At 40.6% G+C, this 14,650-nt stretch carries 11 protein-coding genes and 2 pseudogenes; 8 read left to right on the forward strand and 5 right to left on the reverse strand.

All coding sequences use genetic code 11. The features are described 5' to 3' along the window. The 4 genes from I6F45_RS20700 to I6F45_RS20715 form a co-directional block, all read left to right on the forward strand. The coding region (locus I6F45_RS20700) for a cold-shock protein (RefSeq protein ID WP_197161945.1) at nt 1-143 on the forward strand (143 nt) is incomplete at its 5' end. Between the two features lie 231 nt (nt 144-374). Continuing rightward, entirely contained in the window at nt 375-623 is a 249-nt protein-coding gene (locus tag I6F45_RS20705; RefSeq protein ID WP_002963088.1) for a DUF3297 family protein, read from the forward strand. Nucleotides 624-801: 178 nt separating this feature from the next. Continuing rightward, entirely contained in the window at nt 802-1,707 is a 906-nt protein-coding gene (locus tag I6F45_RS20710; protein ID WP_166421737.1) for a homocysteine S-methyltransferase family protein, read from the forward strand. After that, nucleotides 1,694-3,235, forward strand: coding sequence for a BCCT family transporter (locus I6F45_RS20715; protein ID WP_197161948.1), 1,542 nt, complete (start codon nt 1,694-1,696; stop codon nt 3,233-3,235). The genes I6F45_RS20710 and I6F45_RS20715 overlap by 14 nt, the downstream gene beginning before the upstream one ends. A gap of 206 nt (nt 3,236-3,441) precedes the next feature. Here the strand turns inward: I6F45_RS20715 and I6F45_RS20720 are convergent, their stop codons facing one another. After that, complete coding sequence (locus I6F45_RS20720) at nt 3,442-3,858, reverse strand: MerC domain-containing protein (protein WP_166421739.1); 417 nt, start codon at nt 3,856-3,858, stop codon at nt 3,442-3,444. Nucleotides 3,859-3,998: 140 nt separating this feature from the next. Between I6F45_RS20720 and I6F45_RS20725 the strand changes: the two are divergent. From I6F45_RS20725 to I6F45_RS20735, 3 genes and pseudogenes are all read left to right on the forward strand, one after another. Then, nucleotides 3,999-4,385 (forward strand): annotated as a pseudogene (locus I6F45_RS20725) (carboxypeptidase-like regulatory domain-containing protein); the annotation flags it as partial. Then, nucleotides 4,377-5,003 (forward strand): annotated as a pseudogene (locus I6F45_RS20730) (5-methyltetrahydrofolate--homocysteine methyltransferase); the annotation flags it as partial. The pseudogenes I6F45_RS20725 and I6F45_RS20730, both read left to right, overlap by 9 nt. Before the next feature lie 155 nt (nt 5,004-5,158). Next, entirely contained in the window at nt 5,159-8,380 is a 3,222-nt protein-coding gene (locus tag I6F45_RS20735; RefSeq protein WP_197161951.1) for a S41 family peptidase, read from the forward strand. 100 nt (nt 8,381-8,480) lie between these two features. Here the strand turns inward: I6F45_RS20735 and I6F45_RS20740 are convergent, their stop codons facing one another. The 4 genes from I6F45_RS20740 to I6F45_RS20755 all read right to left on the reverse strand — a co-directional run bounded on the left by I6F45_RS20740 (nt 8,481) and on the right by I6F45_RS20755 (nt 13,859). Then, nucleotides 8,481-9,782: a DEAD/DEAH box helicase gene (locus I6F45_RS20740; protein WP_166421742.1), complete on the reverse strand. Its 1,302-nt coding sequence runs from the start codon at nt 9,780-9,782 to the stop codon at nt 8,481-8,483. A gap of 141 nt (nt 9,783-9,923) precedes the next feature. Then, nucleotides 9,924-11,123: an alpha/beta hydrolase-fold protein gene (locus I6F45_RS20745; RefSeq protein WP_166421743.1), complete on the reverse strand. Its 1,200-nt coding sequence runs from the start codon at nt 11,121-11,123 to the stop codon at nt 9,924-9,926. A gap of 110 nt (nt 11,124-11,233) precedes the next feature. Continuing rightward, the gene (gene glmS / locus I6F45_RS20750) at nt 11,234-13,054 is read right to left on the reverse strand and encodes a glutamine--fructose-6-phosphate transaminase (isomerizing) (protein ID WP_197161954.1); all 1,821 of its coding nucleotides are present in this window, start codon (nt 13,052-13,054) and stop codon (nt 11,234-11,236) included. Nucleotides 13,055-13,094: 40 nt separating this feature from the next. Next, nucleotides 13,095-13,859, reverse strand: a complete 765-nt coding sequence (locus I6F45_RS20755) for a DeoR/GlpR family DNA-binding transcription regulator (RefSeq protein ID WP_166421745.1) — start codon at nt 13,857-13,859, stop codon at nt 13,095-13,097. 159 nt (nt 13,860-14,018) lie between these two features. Between I6F45_RS20755 and I6F45_RS20760 the strand changes: the two genes are divergently transcribed. Beyond that, nucleotides 14,019-14,546, forward strand: coding sequence for a sugar O-acetyltransferase (locus tag I6F45_RS20760; protein WP_197161957.1), 528 nt, complete (start codon nt 14,019-14,021; stop codon nt 14,544-14,546). The last annotated feature ends 104 nt before the right edge of the window (nt 14,547-14,650 follow it).

The following is a 14,650-nucleotide window of genomic DNA, read 5'->3' on the forward strand; positions in this document are numbered from 1 at the left end:
AAGAATCTGGCGCAGACGTTTTTGCACATTTCAGCGCAATCTCTGGCGACGGTTTCAAAACTTTAGCTGAAGGCCAACGTGTACAGTTTACTGTTACTCAAGGTCAAAAAGGCCCACAAGCTGAGAACATTGTTAGCATCTAATTGCTAAACAATTTAGTGGGTTAGAGATAACCCATTAATATATTTACCTTTATAATTATTTAGTCGAATATCTTCAAAACCCCTTCTGTAAATATTTTCCCAGCACAATCTCATTTGTATACACAACTCATTAATTAGTACATTTTTAAACACATTTACTACTATCTCTCTTGAGCGAAAGCGTTGTATTGCCTACAATAGCGCATACTTCATTCAATATAGAATATGACCATGAACGACACTACCGCAAAACCTGCTTTACCAGATCGCCTTTCTATTAACCCACGCAGCCCACATCATGTGGAAGAAGTTTTTGAACACGATATTGGTATCACGTTCAACGGCAAAGAGCGTTTTGATGTTGAAGAATACTGCATCAGCGAAGGTTGGATAAAGTTTGCATCTCCAAAAGGGCTTGATCGTCGCGGACAACCGCTTTTACTTACAAGAAAAGGCACTGTTGAAGCCTTTTATAAGTAAGCTAATCATACTTACTAAAAAGCGACTACCTAATGAGGTGTCGCTTTTTTTGTGCGTTTTTATAGCGTATTTAATAGGTTGAACTTTTTTCATGCTCAACCTGATGAAGTTTCATTATGATTTTTTAAAAAATATGTTTGAATAGCGCCATATCATTTAGACATATAGAAGTCCATAAGTGAAAAAGGTAACAATTTTAGATGGCGGCATGGGACGCGAACTTAAGCGTATTGGCGCTCCGTTCTCACAGCCACTTTGGAGTGCGCAAGCACTTATAGAAGCTCCTCATTTTGTAGCACAAGCTCACCAAGGTTTTATAGATGCCGGCGCCGAAATAATTACGGTTAATAGCTACGCCTGTGTGCCATTTCACTTAGGTGAAGAACGTTACCAAAACCAAGGCGCGTTACTCGCAGAGCAAGCTGCTCTTATTGCTAAAAAAGCGGCAAAAAATGCTAAACAAAACGTATTAGTTGCAGGGTCATTACCACCTGCATTTGGTTCGTACCGCCCTGATTTATTTGAAAGTAGACGTGCTTTTACTATTTTAAATACCTTATACAACGCACAAGATCCCCATGTAGACCTTTGGCTTTGCGAAACAATATCGAGCATTGAAGAAGCGCACGTTATGTCAAGCGTACTTAAATGCTCAAATAAGCCATGTTATTACGCATTTACGTTAAATGATGAAGTAACTGAGCAGGCAACACTTCGCTCTGGTGAATATGTAAGTGACGCTATAGCAGCATTGCTTGAGCAACAAAACATTGCAGGTGTTTTCTTTAATTGCTCTATACCTGAGGTTATTGAGCAAGCACTACGTGACACTAATAACGTATTAACTAGGCAAAATAAAAAAGTAGCGTTAGGTGCATTTGCTAACAGCTTTACTCCTATTTCAAGTTCTCACAAAGCAAATGAAGCAGTCCAAGGCTACCGTGATTTATCTCCTGGTGAGTATCTTGAGTTTGCAAAACAGTGGCATAGCCTTGGCGCTAATATTATTGGTGGTTGCTGCGGAATTAATCCAAGCCATATCGAAGCACTAGTGCAATGGAGAAACGCCATTGAAAAACCTTAACTTTGAGCTGGCTATTCCTGCAATTACATTAGTAATTACCTTATTAGTTATCTCAACTTTATATCCTGAGCAATCACAATTATTAGCAAGCAGCGCCATGCATTTTGTAACTGGTTGGTTTGGCTGGTTAGTAGAACTTGTGAGCTTAGCTTTAGTTGGTTTTTTATTTTGGTTAGCTTTTTCAAAGTACGGATCGATTCGATTAGGTGAAGAAAAAAAAGAGCACTCTAACTTTTCGTACGGCGGCATGATTTTTACTGCAGGTGTAGGCGCTTCTCTTATATATTGGGGAATTGGCGAGCCGATGTATTATTTGCAATCGCCGCCACTTTTTGCCGAACCAAATAGCTACGCAGCAGCAGCTTGGTCTGTTACCTATTCTATTTTTCATTGGGGCGTGACTGGCTGGGCCATTTACTGCTTTCCGGCAATTCCGTTTGCGTACGCATTTTACGTACAAAAAAAGCGTACCTTAAGACTCTCAACCCTGTGTGAACCCGTAGTAGGCAATAACCCTATTATTGCTAAAACAATCGATTTACTTGCAATTTTTGGCACACTTGCAGCCTTTGCAAGCTCGCTATCACTTACCGTATCGCTACTAAGTACAGGCGCTTCTGCGCTGTTGGGAATTAAAAATAGCTTATTACTCCAAGGCAGTATTATTTTATTGTTTGTTTTAATGCTTGTTGCCGTAATGTTTGTTGGCTTTAAAAAAGGTATTAGCAAAGTATCTGACTATACGGTGATAGCTGCAATATGCTTTGCCTTATTTGTATTACTTGTGGCTGACTCGCAGTTTATTTTAAATAACTTTACCGATTCAATAGGTGTCATGCTCGATAACTTTTTTAGAATGTCACTTTGGACCGACCCAGTTCAACAAAGCGGCTTTGCGCAATCGTGGACTCAATACTACTGGTTTTGGTATTACGCTTACTTAATTATGATGGGGCTTTTTATTACCCGTATTTCACGTGGGCGTACTATTAAAGAAGTTATTTTATACACTATTTCGATGGGTTCGCTCGGCTGTGCATTTTTTATATCAATTTTTGGGGGCTATGCCGTGTGGGCGCAGTTAGTTGGTGGCTTACCTGTTCAACAATGGATGAGCGAAGGCGGCTTAACGTTTGCAGTAGTGTCACTTATTCAAACTCTACCATTGGGTAATATTGGCTTAGTGTTATTTTTAGTTATTCAGTTTTTCTTAATGCTAACGACTATGTCGAGCGCAAGTGTTGCCACGGCTATGTTAACAACTAATAAGCTGGAGCTAAATGGCGACCCCGATCATAAAGTTAAGCTTCTATGGGCTGGTGCAATTGCACTCATTAGTTTTAGCGTATTTTTATGCGGTGGTGGAATAGATACCATTAAATCACTTTGCGTTGTAGCAGGCCTACCAATGATGTTTATTTACATGATTTTAGTAAAACAATTAATGATGCAACTAAGGGGTGTAAATCAAATAGAAGCACTTGAGTCGCACAAAAGTGTAAACGCAGAAACCATTAAAGCGAATTAGATTACACGTTAAAGCCTCATATTCTGAGGCTTTATTTGCTATTACTAAACACCCTGCAGTAGAGAATGTAGTAGCATAATGCCACTGCTGATAACTTTCTACAGCATAAAAAATCTTGCGCTTTAAGGTTGAGTCATTGTAGTTTTTAATATAAATCAGTATTAATTTAGCCGATGAGAGCGATACCACCAGCAATAATACAAGCACTAAACCATTTGATCAGATTCACTACCTGAACATGGGCAGTTTTCATCTTCTTTTTTAAGACATTGCCGATAGTTGAACCAATGCGCTACAGCTATAAAAGCTGAGCCAGTTAATGTTAGCGCTTTTTCTGCGGCTTCATTTCCTACAAAAATAGCTGATAACATTAAGCACAAACCCATAATCCCAAGTACCATGTAATTAAATTGCTTATGTTTTTTACAACCTAAGCTTAACGCAAGTAAGCTCGTAGGTAATACCGCTGCTAATATCCATACGTGAAACTGCTCATTATCTAGCTGCAGTGCTGCCAAACTCGGTAACAGCACTAAAATAATTGGCGTTGCAAAACAATGCACTGTACACATTAACGAAAGCCCTATTGCTAGGCGATCCATTACACTTTGACTCGATTTCATTATTTCCTCTATTAATCAGTATCTTCAAACAAAAGCTTTACTTTTAAACAAGCATTTAAATAACAATCGTTAATTGCACTTGATACATTATAACATTTAAAGCGTAATTGATATAGTATAACATTTCAAGGAGGGCAAAAATGAAACGTAAATCGCAGTTAGCTATTTTAATAGCGGCTTTATTACCTGCAAGTGTGCTTGCACAGTCCATAGTGGGTACTGTTTTAAATACAAAAGGGAGCGCTGTAAGTAATGCAGTAGTAGAACTTGAAGGCTCAGATATAAAGGTAACTACCGATGAAAACGGCCGATTTGTAATAGCTGAGCTAAATAATGGTCTGAAAGAGCTTCATATTGTTGCGCCAGGTTACGCTCACCTTCATCGTGATGTATCCGTTAATGCTGATGAAAATCAGACGGTGTCTTTTACTCTAGAGCGCTCACCAATAGAAGTTATTGATATTGAAGCAACGCCAATTCATATGTCGGCAATGGAGTCAGCTTCGCCAGTCAGCGTTTTATCGGGCGCAGCACAAAACCACGACTATGTTGTATTTGGTTGTGGTGATGGTGTGCTAATAGCTCATCAACAAGATGATGTATACGAAGCACAAAAAGTGGCAAATATAGAAGCTGTAGGCACTGAACGCATTGGTACTTTATATGGCCACGAAAATAGCGACACCATTTTTGGTATTGCAGCTGCACATGATGGCAGTGGCTCAGTATTACTGAGTATTCATCCTGAAAATGCCGAAATGGAAGAAGTAGAATTGCTACTAGCCGATGGCGCAAGTGCTGTATCTTATTCTTTCTCAGCCAGTGGTGAACACTTTTTAGTTCTCGACAGCTTAGGCTTTTTAAATGTACTTACGGGGCATGATCATGACGGCGAAATGCACTGGGAACTTGCAGGCCAAGTTGATATTACCGAACAAGATGTATCAACCATGCCTGAGGGTATGAGCTTTAGCATGACAGTGGCTCAAAATGGTGAGTTTGCTTATGTTGCCGACCCAATTGCTCAACACATAGTACAAGTACACCTAGAAGACTTAGAGGTTGAAGGTGAACTAGAGTTAACTTTTGCTCCTAGCGCTATTACTTGGCTTGGTATTGCAGAGGAAGACGATCACGACCATTAATTTAAAACCCAACATAATATAAACGTTCTTAAAGGTTGGCATTTAATGCCAACCTTTTTTATTCACATTTTGTAACAGACCTTTTATCGCAAGTGCATCGCTATTTATAACCTTATTGTTATGATGTAACCGCTTTTAATATAGGATGTAATCCCATGAAAAAACTAACAACATTGGCTCTTGCCTTGGCTGCGATTATCGCACCGAGCGTATCAGCCTATGAAACTAAAGACACTCGCTTACTACGCTTTCCAGATATTCATAACCAAAACGTGACCTTTGTTTACAGTGGTGATATTTATATTGCTAATACGCAAACAGGGCAAAGCAAACGTTTAACCGACCATATTGGTTTTGAAACATTCCCTAAATTTTCTCCTGACGGTAAGCGCATTGCATTTTCAGCCGAATATAACGGCAGCCGCCAAATTTATGTGATCAACAGCGATGGTTCTGGCCTAAAGCAACTTACCTACTATAACGATGTTGGCCCTATGCCACCGCGTGGTGGTTTTGATTACCGTGTTTTAGATTGGACAGCCGATGGCAAAAATGTAGTGTTTCGCGCTAACCGCACCCCGTGGGGGAAACGTATGGGCCGCCCTTATATGGTCCCTGCAGACGGCGGACTTGAGCAGCCTTTAGCTATTCCAGAAACCGGCGGCGGTATGCTTTCACCAGATGGTAGCAAGTATGTGTATACACCAATCGATCGCGAATTTCGTACATGGAAACGTACTCGCGGTGGTCGCGCACAAGACGTATGGATTTACGATTTAGAAAATAACACCTCAGAGCAACTTACAACTAACCGAGCAACCGATCATCAACCTACATGGGTTGGCGATAATATTTATTTTGTGTCTGACCGCGATTACACATTAAACCTTTACCAGTACCGCAAAGGTAGTGAACCTAAAAAACTTACAAACTATAAAAACTTTGACGTGCTTTGGCCATCAGCGGGCCCAAATGCGGTTGTGTACGAAAACGGTGGTTATTTATATCGCTTTGACGCAAAAACAGAAAAAAGCACCAAGCTAAGCATTAATATTGCTGGCGTTCGTCAATACGCCATGCCGTACAGTAAAAATGTAAGCGACTTTATTGAATCTATGTCGATTTCTCACGATGGCAAACGTGCGCTGTTTACAGCACGTGGCGAACTCTTTAGCGTGCCCGTAAAACAAGGACCAACACGCAATCTTTCATATACCCAAAAAGGAAGAGAAATTGACGCAAGCTGGTCACCTAACGGTCGTTATATTGCATACATGAGCGATGAAACCGGCGAGTACGAAATTTATCTCAAAGATCGCAGTAAAAACAATGCCATTAAGCAATTAACAAGCAATGCTACAATTTGGCGTTTTACCCCTATTTGGTCGCCAGACAGTTCTAAATTACTGTTTGCAGACAAAAACCATACGCTGTGGTGGTTAGATGCAAAATCGGGTAAACAACATAAAATTGATACCGCTATCTACGATGAAGAAGGGATACGCCAGTACACTTGGTCACCAAATAGCGAAGATATTATTTACGTTAAAAATAACGAAAATCGCTACGCCTCGTTATGGCATTACAATATCGACAAGAAAAAAATAACGCGTTTAACCGACGAAATGACCAATGAGCAAAATCCAACTTTCTCGCCAGATGGACAATACCTGTACTTTAGCTCAGAGCGCGACTTTAACCTTGCCTTTAGCAGCTATGAATTTGACTACATGTTTAACCGCGCGACCCGTATTTATGCGGCTGCGGTAAACGATAGCATTAAGCCACTTATTGCATTACAAAGTGACGAAACCACTATTGTAAAAGATAAAGATGACGAAAAAGAAGACGACAAAAAAGTTAAAAACGCACTGCAAAGCAGTGACTTTATGCAGCGTGTTACCGCACTTAATGCCCCTGCGGGCGATTACCGTGGCTTAACCGCAGTAAAAGACGGCGTACTTACTCTTGCCAATGGTGGTTTACAACTTATTGGTACCGAGCACGATAGTGAGCTAGAAACAGTCGCTAAAGGCGTAAGCAATTACACTATTTCAAGTAATGGCGAACATATACTGGTTCATGCTGGTAACAATTACAGCTTAATTGAACCGAAGCCAAAGCAAGACCTAGACGCCAACAAGCTAGATTTAAGCAAAATGACGTTGAAAATTAATCCACAAATAGAATGGCAGCAAATGTATGTAGAAGGCTGGCGCACACTGCGCGACTGGTTCTACGACGAAAACCATCATGGGCAAGATTGGGATGCTATTTTAGCTAAATACCAGCCTATGGCTGATGCTATCGCACATCGTAGCGACCTAGATTACATTCTTAGCGAAATTGCGGGCGAAATTAATTCCGGTCATATTTACGTTCAATCTGGCGATATGCCAAAAGCAGAACGTAAAAACCATGGCTTACTGGGTGCAACTCTCGCTAGCGATCCATCTGGTTATGTAAAAATTGAACAGATCTTCCAAGGTGAAAACTGGCATGATGATTTTCGCTCGCCACTGGGAACTACAGGCGTTAAAGCCCAAAACGGCGATTACATAATTGCTGTTAATGGACGCTCTGTAAAAGACGTTGCTAACTTTTACGAACTACTTGAGAACACTCAAGGTGAGCAAGTTGAGTTAATGCTTAACAATAAACCACGCAGTAAAGGGGCATGGCAAGTAACTGTAAAACCAGTGGCAAGTGAACAAGGACTGCGTTACCTAGAGTGGGTTAACTCACGTGCAGCTTACGTTGATAAACTTTCGAATGGTCGAATTGGTTACGTGCATTTACCAAATACGGCATACGAGGGTAACCGCGCCATGTTTAAAAATTACATGCCGCAAACGACAAAAGACGCCATGATTATTGATGACCGTTACAATGGTGGTGGTTTTATTCCTGAACACATGATCACGTGGTTAGCGCGAAAACCTTTAAATTATTGGAAGCGCCGTGGTGTAGAACCAACAAAAACACCACAGTTTGCTCACGATGGTCCAAAAGCAATGCTGATTAACGGCTATTCAAGCTCAGGTGGGGATGCTATTCCGTACTACTTCCGCCAAGCAGGTTTAGGTAAACTCATTGGCACGCGTACTTGGGGAGGGTTAATTGGTATTTCTGGCAACCCAAGTCTGGTAGATGGTGGGCAAGTGATCGCAGCGACCTTCCGTGTATTAGACAATCAAGGTAACTGGATAATCGAAAACGAAGGTGTTACACCCGACATTAAAGTAATAGACCGTCCAGAGTTAGTCTATAAAGGGCAAGACCCTTCAATAGAACGCGCCGTAGAAGAGCTGCTAGATGAGCTTAAAGCTAATCCAAAACAACCTTTAACAGTGCCACCTGCTCCAACTGACTTTTAATTTGCCGCATAGCAAAATAAACTAGAGCCAACAAAAAACCCTGCATATTTTGCAGGGTTTTTTAATGGCTTGAATTTAATGACTCATATAGTGTTAAAGCTTATTTTTTTCTCCAACCACTCCATACATCATCTATATCATCGGCTTTATTTTTTTTCTTTTTCTTGCCTGTGCCTTCTGGTTTTGCCATTGGCTTTTCATTTTTAAGTGCCTGTGCAGCATCCAGATTAGCTTGGTTAACGGCAAAGCCAGCTACTTCCTCACGTTCAAGGCGTAGCTTATTCTTCTTCTCGATTACTTTAAAGTGATGCAAGTCTTCATAGTCAACCAATGAAAGTGCTAAGCCTACTTCACCAGCACGACCACTTCGGCCAATACGGTGCATATAATCAGACGGGCTGCGTGGTAGATTAAAGTTTATTACCACTGGCAGTTTTTCAATATCTAAACCACGTGCAGCAATATCGGTTGCAATAAGCACTTCAATTTCGCCCGCTTTAAATTTTTCGATTACGCGAGTACGCTCACTTTGACCTTTATCGCCATGGAATACTTGTGCGTTAACACCGCGTTTTTCAAGTTTACTGGCTAAGTGTTCACAGTCTTTTTTTGCGTTTACAAAAATCAGCGCTTGGCGCCATTTATGCGTTTTAATTAAATGCGCTAAAACAGTGGTTTTTTCACCTTTGTTTACGGTAAAAACACGTTGTACTAAGGTGCTTTCGTCTTTGCTTTGAACTTGTATTTCAACAGGGTCATTTAATAGATCTTGTGTTAATAGCTTAACTTGCTCTGGAAAAGTTGCTGAAAACAACATAGTTTGTTTTTTAGCAGGCATTAACGCTAATAGCTCAGCAAGCTCTTCGGTAAAGCCAAGGCTTAGCATGCGGTCGGCTTCATCAAGCACAAGCGTATTTAGTTTATCAAGCTTAATAGCATTGCTTGAGATTAAATCAAGCAAACGCCCGGGTGTTGCCACTATAATATCAGCGCCACCACGAAGAGCCTGCATTTGTGTATTAACCGACACGCCACCAAACACAGCAACCGTTTTAATTACGCCATTAAAGTTAGCAGAATACGATTTAACGCTATCGGCTACTTGCGTTGCAAGCTCACGAGTAGGTACTAAAATAAGCCCTGTTACAAAATTGCCTTTGCTTGCTGCGCTTTTACTACCTTGTTCAACAAACATTTTTTGTAGCATTGGCAGCGCAAACGTTGCTGTTTTACCTGAGCCAGTATTTGCCCCTGCAATTAAGTCACTCCCCGCAAGCACACTAGGTATAGCCTTAGCTTGAATTGGCGTAGGCTGGATATATTCCAAATCGGTTAAACGAGCTAATAGCTCTGGAATAAGGCCAAGTTCGGTAAATGTGCTAGGGCTTGTTGCTGAGGTCATGAATATTACGGGCTCATTGCTAAAAAAGTAGCCTGTAATTTTAGCGTATTTAGCGATTATTAAGTAGGGATTAGTGATTTAAATAAAATTTAGCTACAACTAATAAAAAAGACGCTTGCGCGTCGTTTTTATTAGTTGTAGCTAAAAAACCAAGTTACGCTTATCAAACTCTACCTGCAATCTAGCTTTTGTTTCTTTTAAGTAATTTATGTAAGGATATGAGTCGTCAGCAATCGCTAAAGCAGATTCCATATATTCAAGCGCTTGACGGGTATCGCCTTGCATTTCATAGCCATAAGATAGAGCAGAAAGCGCATCGACTGATTTTGGATAGTTTTTTATATTGTATTTAAACACTTCAATAGCACGGTTAAATTGCTTGCTGCCCGTTAGGTTATAACCTAGTGATCTAACAGCGCGATCTGGTGGCGATATTTGCTCGCCCCATTGCTGAGATAAGTTTTGGTAATAAGCATCAATAGAGGCTACATCGTCAGTTAAAGCGTTCATTGGCATTTGTTTAGGTGAAAATAAGTTGTGATAGGCATTAAATACCCCAGCTACGGAAGTCAGGTTATGCGACACACCATCAAACGCATCACTAAAAAAACGTAACCCTCGCACTTTATGCGATTGCAGTGATTGCTGTAGTTCATCGTACCTTTCACGCATTATGCCGGCTTCTTCGCCAATATTGATGTAAACGTAGCTGTTAAGCTCTTTCTTTTTAGCTATAAACGATTTTGTATTTTTTACCGATGCGCCATAGTTCCACCAAACGGCAGGGCTGTAAGCAATATGCGCTTGGAAAAGGTCAGGGTTAGCTTGCATAGTATAAAGTGCAAATACGCCTGCTGCTGAGCCCCCAGCAATTACATTGAAGCTATGCGTACGATAACTTTTATTAATCAAGGGCATAAGTTCTTGCTCAATAAATGCTAAAAACTTTGCTGCACCACCGCCTTCACCGACAGGCCCTTGTGGCTCTTTATTCACTGTAGGATAGAAATCTCTGAGTCGATTAGTGCTTTCAATAGCGACAATAATAACCTCGGGCGCACGATTATCATTTTGTAAGCGCTCGATAACAGCACTGGCAAGCGGTATATTACCCGCGCCATCTAAGCGATATATAACAGGATATACCTTGTTTGACTCAGCTTGATAGCTTTTAGGCAACTGTACTGTAACTGTGCGTTCTTCGTTTAAAACAGCCGATTTAAATATATGTGTGTACTGAGAGTAATCAGCGGTTTGTTGTTTAGTGCTAGATTGTGCAAAGGCACTTTGTGAACTAAAAGCAAAAAAGCTAACAAAACAAATTACGGTTAATAAACGCATGACTAATCCCTTAGAGAATAATAAGTTACTTAAGCTAACAGACTTTCAGGCACAAAAAAAGCGCCTTAAGCGCTTTTTTAACATCAATCAAAACCTATAACCTATTGATTTTACTCAACAGTAACAGATTTAGCCAAGTTACGAGGTTGATCAACGTCAGTGCCTTTAATTACGGCTACGTAGTACGACAATAACTGTAATGGCAGTGTGTAAACAATTGGCGCAATAATATCGTCAGTATGGTTTACGTTGATTACACGCATTGTGTCGTCTGACTCAAAGTGTGAATCTTTATCTGCGAATACATAAATAATGCCGCCACGTGCGCGTACTTCTTCTACGTTTGATTTAAGTTTTTCTAGCAATTCGTTATTTGGTGCTACAACAATAATTGGCATGTCGGCATCTATAAGCGCTAGTGGGCCATGTTTTAGCTCGCCAGCGGCGTAGGCTTCTGCATGAATGTACGAAATCTCTTTAAGCTTAAGCGCGCCTTCCATTGCAATTGGGTATTGTGAACCACGACCTAAAAATAATGAATGGTGTTTATCAGCAAACTCTTCTGCAAGGTCTGCAATACCATCAGCGAGTAATAATGTTTCTTCTAACTTAGCTGGAAGTACTTTAATCGCATTTACAATTGCGCTTTGATCAAGGCCTTTTTCTTGCGCTATAGACGCAGTAAGCATTAACAAACCAACTAATTGCGTTGTGAATGCTTTAGTAGAGGCAACGCCTATTTCAGCGCCTGCTTTAGTCATAAAGGCAAGGTCTGATTCGCGTACAAGCGATGAACCAGGTACGTTACAAATAGTCATTGAGGCCATGTAACCTTGCTCTTTAGCTAGGCGTAATGCAGCTAACGTATCAGCTGTTTCACCCGATTGAGAAATAGTAACTAGTAAGCTATTTTCATGAACAAACGACTGACGGTATCTAAATTCAGAAGCTATTTCTACATTACAGCTAACACCCGCAAACTGCTCAAGCCAGTAACGTGCAACCATACCTGAATGGTAAGACGTACCACAGGCAATAATTTGCACATGTTTTACATCTTTAAATATTTGCTGAGCGCTGTCGCCAAAGGCATCAATTGCTACGCGGTCGTCGTTTAAACGTCCTTCAAGGGTATTACGTACGGCAAGTGGCTGCTCGTAAATTTCTTTTAGCATGTAGTGACGGTAATCGCCTTTACCTGATGCATCTTGCGTAATGTTTGATTCAATCACTTCACGCTCAACTGCGTTACCGTCTGCATCAAAAATTTCTACTGTGTCACGTGTAATACGTGCTACGTCGCCTTCTTCTAAAAAGATGAAGCTGCGAGTAACAGGTAATAATGCTAATTGATCAGACGCAATAAAGTTTTCGCCAAGGCCTAAACCTATAACAAGAGGGCTACCTGAGCGCGCTACAATAATTTCGTTGTCGTTATCTTTATCAAATACAACGGTACCAAATGCGCCTTCAAACTGTTTAACAGCTGCTTGTACTGATGCAAGTAACGTTGTGTGTTGCTTACGAAGTTGGTGAATTAAATGCACCATTACTTCTGTATCAGTGTCTGATAAAAATTTGTAACCATCAGCTTTTAATGCTGCACGAAGCGTAGCGTGGTTTTCAATAATACCGTTGTGCACAAGTGCTAGCTGGTTGTTTGATACATGTGGGTGTGCATTTTCTTCTGTAACGCTACCATGTGTTGCCCAGCGTGTGTGTGCAATGCCTGTATGACCACTAACGCCGGCTTTTTCTAGCGCTGCTTCTACGTTAACTACTTTACCTACTGCTTTAACAGTATTAAGTGTGTTGCCATCAAGCAAGGCTACGCCTGCTGAGTCATAACCACGGTATTCAAGACGCTTAAGGCCTTCAACTAAAATTTTGTTTACTGGACGTTCTGCAACTGCCCCAACTATTCCACACATAGTGTCTCCATTAATTGTTTAAATACTTGCTACTCAGTAGCTATTGTATAATCTCTGCGCAAATTAGTTTTACACCACACGCCTCAATCGCTTTGCGTTTATCGTCTGCTAAGCCATTGTCGGTTATTAATGTGGTTACTATTTTCCACGGTAATTCTAAATTTGGTATTTTTCGGCCAATCTTGTCAGATTCAACCATTACTATTACTTCACGTGCCGCTTTTGCCATAACCTGGCTTAAGCCTACTAACTCATTAAAGGTTGTAGTGCCACGCTTTACGTCTATACCGTCAGCACCAATGAAAAGCTGATCAAAGTCGTAAGAACATAATACATTTTCGGCAACTTGCCCCTGAAATGACTCAGAATGTGGATCCCACGTTCCGCCGGTCATTAAAAGTGTCGGCTCGTTCTCAAGTGCTAATAAACGACTAGCGACTTTAATCGCATTGGTCATAACAACGAGCCCACGTTTATTGGCAAGTTCAGGGATCATCGCTGCTGTAGTGCGTCCGCTATCAATAATAATGCGGTTATGATCGTTTATAAGTGAGGCTGCCGCTTTTGCTATTGCTACTTTGCGCTTTGAATCTACTTCATCGCTAACAATTTCTTTGGGTAGTGCAATAGCACCACCGTAGCGGCGAAGTAATAAGCCACTTTTTTCAAGCGAGGTTAAATCTTTTCGAATGGTTACTTCTGATGTTTGAAACTGTTCAGCTAGCTTTTCAACAACTACTTCACCTAGTTCATTAACCTGAACCAGTATATTGTGACGACGCTGTTGTGTGTTTCGTTTAGTCATAAAGATCGTGAATTAAGTTTCGTTTCGAAAGTTATGCGATTTTAAACGAAACAACCTAAATGGCAAGTGAACGAGCAAAAAAAACACAGTTTTATTCTAATAATAATAAAACTAAAAATACGGTAAGCTATAAACAATTAAGTTATAAAGATAAATACAATGCAGTCATTTAACAGTATCAGTAAAGAATACTTAGCACAGCGAAAGCAAGCTGGTGAAACTTGCCGTTTATTTAATAAGAGCCCAAGCAAAGGGAACTTAAAACGTATCAAGGAGTTATTTTTAAACTCGGGTGATGGTGTAATTATAGAATCAGGCTTTCATTGCGATTACGGTAATCAAATAGTTATTGGTGATCGTACTTTTATAAATATTAATTGCACACTTCTCGACTCACCATTAGGCAATTACTCAATTACTATCGGTGATGACTGCTTAATAGGACCGAACGTTCAGCTACTTGCTGTGTCACATGCTACTAATCCAGCAGAGAGGCTTAATAAGGAAAACTTTGCAGCACCAATCGCGTTAGGCAATAACGTATGGATTGGCGCGGGTGTAGTTATTTTAGCGGGTGTAAGTGTTGGTGAAAATAGTATTGTGGGTGCGGGATCTGTTGTAACTAAAAATGTAATGCCTAATACCGTAGTAGCCGGTAACCCAGCTCGCCAAATAAGAACACTGTAGTTATTCTCGATGTGATTTTAACGTTGGGAGTCGCTTCGCTCGCCCGACCTACGTGATGGGTATTGGATGAGAGTGCATTAATTGCACGTATTTTACTTTTCTGC

This window comes from Pseudoalteromonas sp. SWYJZ19 (assembly GCF_015864375.1).
GTDB lineage: Bacteria > Pseudomonadota > Gammaproteobacteria > Enterobacterales > Alteromonadaceae > Pseudoalteromonas > Pseudoalteromonas arctica.

What these genes read in the sequence shown, in the direction of transcription:
- I6F45_RS20705 (WP_002963088.1), top strand. Translation starts at nt 375, where the DNA reads ATGAACGACACTACCGCAAAACCTGCTTTACCAGATCGCCTTTCTATT.
- glmS (WP_197161954.1), bottom strand. Translation starts at nt 13,054, where the DNA reads ATGTGTGGAATAGTTGGGGCAGTTGCAGAACGTCCAGTAAACAAAATT.
- I6F45_RS20760 (WP_197161957.1), top strand. Translation starts at nt 14,019, where the DNA reads ATGCAGTCATTTAACAGTATCAGTAAAGAATACTTAGCACAGCGAAAG.
- I6F45_RS20755 (WP_166421745.1), bottom strand. Translation starts at nt 13,859, where the DNA reads ATGACTAAACGAAACACACAACAGCGTCGTCACAATATACTGGTTCAG.
- I6F45_RS20720 (WP_166421739.1), bottom strand. Translation starts at nt 3,858, where the DNA reads ATGAAATCGAGTCAAAGTGTAATGGATCGCCTAGCAATAGGGCTTTCG.
- I6F45_RS20735 (WP_197161951.1), top strand. Translation starts at nt 5,159, where the DNA reads ATGAAAAAACTAACAACATTGGCTCTTGCCTTGGCTGCGATTATCGCA.
- I6F45_RS20745 (WP_166421743.1), bottom strand. Translation starts at nt 11,123, where the DNA reads ATGCGTTTATTAACCGTAATTTGTTTTGTTAGCTTTTTTGCTTTTAGT.
- I6F45_RS20740 (WP_166421742.1), bottom strand. Translation starts at nt 9,782, where the DNA reads ATGACCTCAGCAACAAGCCCTAGCACATTTACCGAACTTGGCCTTATT.